3 protein-coding genes are annotated in these 3,217 nt (G+C 42.2%); all 3 read left to right on the top strand.

Translation table 11 applies throughout. The features are described 5' to 3' along the window. Window positions 1-605: 605 nt before the first annotated feature. Window positions 606-1,148 carry a nucleotidyltransferase domain-containing protein gene (locus tag Q7U95_RS04840; protein ID WP_308752336.1) on the top strand — a complete coding sequence of 181 codons (543 nt, stop codon included), beginning with the start codon at window positions 606-608 and terminating at the stop codon, window positions 1,146-1,148. Further along, complete coding sequence (locus Q7U95_RS04835) at window positions 1,141-1,572, top strand: HEPN domain-containing protein (RefSeq protein WP_308752334.1); 432 nt, start codon at window positions 1,141-1,143, stop codon at window positions 1,570-1,572. The genes Q7U95_RS04840 and Q7U95_RS04835 overlap by 8 nt, the downstream gene beginning before the upstream one ends. A 1,223-nt stretch (window positions 1,573-2,795) precedes the next feature. Then, window positions 2,796-3,217 (top strand): cell wall-binding repeat-containing protein (locus Q7U95_RS04830; RefSeq protein ID WP_308752332.1); only part of this gene is annotated, 422 nt, incomplete at its 3' end.

The raw sequence follows: 3,217 nt of genomic DNA, 5'->3' as shown, positions 1-3,217 counted from the left end.
CATCTCCGTCATTGCGAACGACCTGCCCGCCAATGCCTGACGGCATCATAGACGTAGGCAGGCGGGAGGAACGTAAGGTTATTATTCTGTCATTGCGAGGAAGTGGGAATAACCATCTCCGTCATTGCGAACGACCTGCCCGCCAATGCCTGACGGCATCATAGACGTAGGCAGGCGGGAGGAACGTAAGGTTATTATTCTGTCATTGCGAGGAAGTGGGAATAACCATCTCCGTCATTGCGAGCGAAGCGCGGCAATCTCAAGATCATCACCACGCCCTTCGGGTTCATGATGACGAATAGGGTCTCATTGCCTACCGGCAGGCGGGAGTGAAGCAATCTCCGTGTTTAATTTTCCCCATTATCCCATACCCTTTGATTTTACATTTTCCAATGGAGCGTAGCGACTTAGCAATCTCTGGGCTAATGGCTGATCTTAAAGGGCTGCTTTTAACATTTTTATTTTTTATTTTTAGTTTTTCGCTGGAGGCTGGCGACTGGAGGCTGGTAGCTGACTAAGGGCTGCCCTTTACATTTAGTTGACGGTGTCTTGATGTTCTAATATAATAGACTTAAATCTAATATATTAGAATGAGGTTAAATAAAATGAGTGTAAAAGAGAAACTATTTTTTACCAACTATCACAAAATTCTTTTCTTTTTAATCTCCAATCCTACTTATAAATATACAGAAAAGGAAATTAAAGAGGCAACAAATGTCAGCCGTGCCGGTATTAATTTTGCTTTGAAAGATTTAGCTGAGGATAATCTGGTGGTGGTTGAAAAACGGGGCAAAATGTCTTTTTATACGGTTGATTTAAAAAATCCACTTATCAGGCAACTTAAGCTAATTGCAAACCTGATTATACTTGATCCACTTCTTGCTAAGGTAAAGAGCGTTAGCCAAAAAGTTGTTCTTTTTGGCAGTGCTGCTTCCGGGACAAATATTGAAGAAAGCGATTTTGATCTTTTTGTTTTAAGTAACAACCCTAGAAAAATTCTCGACATCGTTAGTGATAGCCAATTAGCTGAGAAAATTCAATTGATTGTCAAGAAACCGATAGATGTTCCTTCCTTGAAAAAGAAGGACCCGATTTTTTATGATGAAATTGAGAGGGGTTTGGTGCTTTGGGAGAGGGAAAATGAGTAGAGAATTTGATGAATGTCTTAAGAAAAAGAAGATTATTATCTTTGAGAGAGCCAAAAAGCTTGTTTCAAAAGAAATCAGTCAAGCTAAATTTGACTATGATGCTTCTCAAAGTAGCTTTAAAGAAGGCAATTTTAAATGGAGTATAATTCAAGCATATTACTCCATGTTCCATTCGGCGAGAGCTTTACTTTACTCCAAAGGTTTTCGGGAAAGAAGTCATTATTGTTTAGTTGAGAGCATAAGGGCCCTGTTTGTCGAGAAGAGACTCATAGACCACAAATTAGTCGAAGCTCTTCAATTTGGTAAGATTTTACGGGAGAACGCTGATTATTACGGTGAGTTTTCAAAAGATGCAGCCGAAGAGATGCTTAAGAACGCTAAAATTTTTATCGATGTGGTTAAAAAATTGTTGATTTCAACTTAAAGCAAATCCAGCTCTATACAAATTAACTGATGGCAGATGCCTGCCCGCCTCTGGAGGGGCTAAGGGTTAGAAGCTGAATTCCCCTTATTCTTTCCCTCCCCCTTGACGGGGGAAGATAAAGACTGTCCGCCTCTGGAGGGCCTTATGGCAGATAGCTTAAATTCCCTCCCCCTTGACGGGGGAGGGTTAGGGTGGGGGTGAAATAAGCAATTCTTCCTCGTCATTGCCTGCCTGCCCTGCCTGCCGGTAGGCACGGCGGTAGGCACGGCGAAACAATCTCAGGCCCACCCGTCATTGCGAACGAAGTGAAGCAATCTCCGTATTTTACTTTACCCTTTCCCCTATACCCTGTTAGTCGGGAGTCTCTTAGTGGGGAGTCCCACCAGAGGCGGACAAGCGGTAGTTTGCCTGATACAGGAGCTGCGCTTTGGCTAAATTGCTGGTCTTATTACACTCCATACCCTGTGCTCCCAACTTTTAACCATGTTTCTATGTAGCCACGTAACTACGTCTCCGTATTTAACTTTACCCTTTCCCCCTGCCTGCCGGCAGGCAGGGCATTACCCTATACCCTTTGATTTTACAATGGAGCGTAGCGACCCTCCCTGTCATTGCGAATGACCTGCCCGCCAATGCCTGACGGCATCATAGACGTAGGCAGGCGGGAGTGAAACAATCTCAGGCCCACCCGTCATTGCCTGCCTGCCGGTAGGCACGGCGAACGAAGTGAAGCAATCTCTGGTTTTCTTAAATTTTCCTTGACTTTAATGAAGACTTTAACTAGCATATGTTGTATATGAACTGTCTAAATTGTAGTTTGAGATGAAGCCTTCTTAAATACTAAGTTTGCGGTAAGTGCTGCAGTTTAGTTTTTGAGAAAGCTTTTTATTTTGAAATTTCCAATTATTTTGTAAAAAATTTTGCGAAAGACCGTATCTTTAACTTAAATTATTCGTATAATAAGGTAAAATATATTTAAATTCCTGAAGAATGAAGGATTTTTTGCAGATATATAGTATAATTATCTATAATTTAAAGATGTGGCTACAGGCCCAAATTGAAAATTGAGGGTTGCGGAGTAATTTTGTTTACACTTCGCGATTTAAAATTCGCGGTTTTTAAAGGGCTTTAGCATATAAAAGAAAAACAAACTCCTTAAGAAAGGGGGGAAATAAATGAATAATAATTTGAAAAATTTATCCCACTTGAAAGGAGGTGTAAATATGAGAAAAAAATTAGCTATTATACTTACAATTGCTATGTTATTGCCAATGGTTGTTATGGCGCTACCGGCTTCTGCCGATTACGCGACATATACAACCCGGCTTTCCGGCGCGACCAGAGTTGAGACGGCCGTTGCGGTTTCTGTGAAAAAATATGCAGCAACTGCTGCTGCAGATAACGTAGTTCTTGCTCGCAAAGATATGTTTCCGGACGCGTTGGCTGGAGGTGTTCTCGCCGATGCCAAAATCGCGCCGATTTTATTGACTTCCTCAACGTCGCTTGACGGCGCTGCTAAAGATGAGATAAACAGGTCTTTAAATGGTGCGGCAGGAACGGTTTACATCCTTGGAGGCACGGGGGCTATCTCTGCTGATGTGGAGAACGCGGTTAAAGCTCTCGATAGCGATTACACGGTAACAAG

The organism is Candidatus Oleimmundimicrobium sp. (assembly GCF_030651595.1).
Lineage (GTDB): Bacteria > Actinomycetota > Aquicultoria > UBA3085 > Oleimmundimicrobiaceae > JAUSCH01.
Note: the sequence above shows the minus strand (reverse complement) of the source record. Positions and strands in the feature narration are given on the sequence as shown.

Excerpts from the sequence above, each read along its gene's own strand:
- Q7U95_RS04840 (WP_308752336.1), top strand. The coding sequence starts at position 606 with ATGAGTGTAAAAGAGAAACTATTTTTTACCAACTATCACAAAATTCTT.
- Q7U95_RS04835 (WP_308752334.1), top strand. The coding sequence starts at position 1,141 with ATGAGTAGAGAATTTGATGAATGTCTTAAGAAAAAGAAGATTATTATC.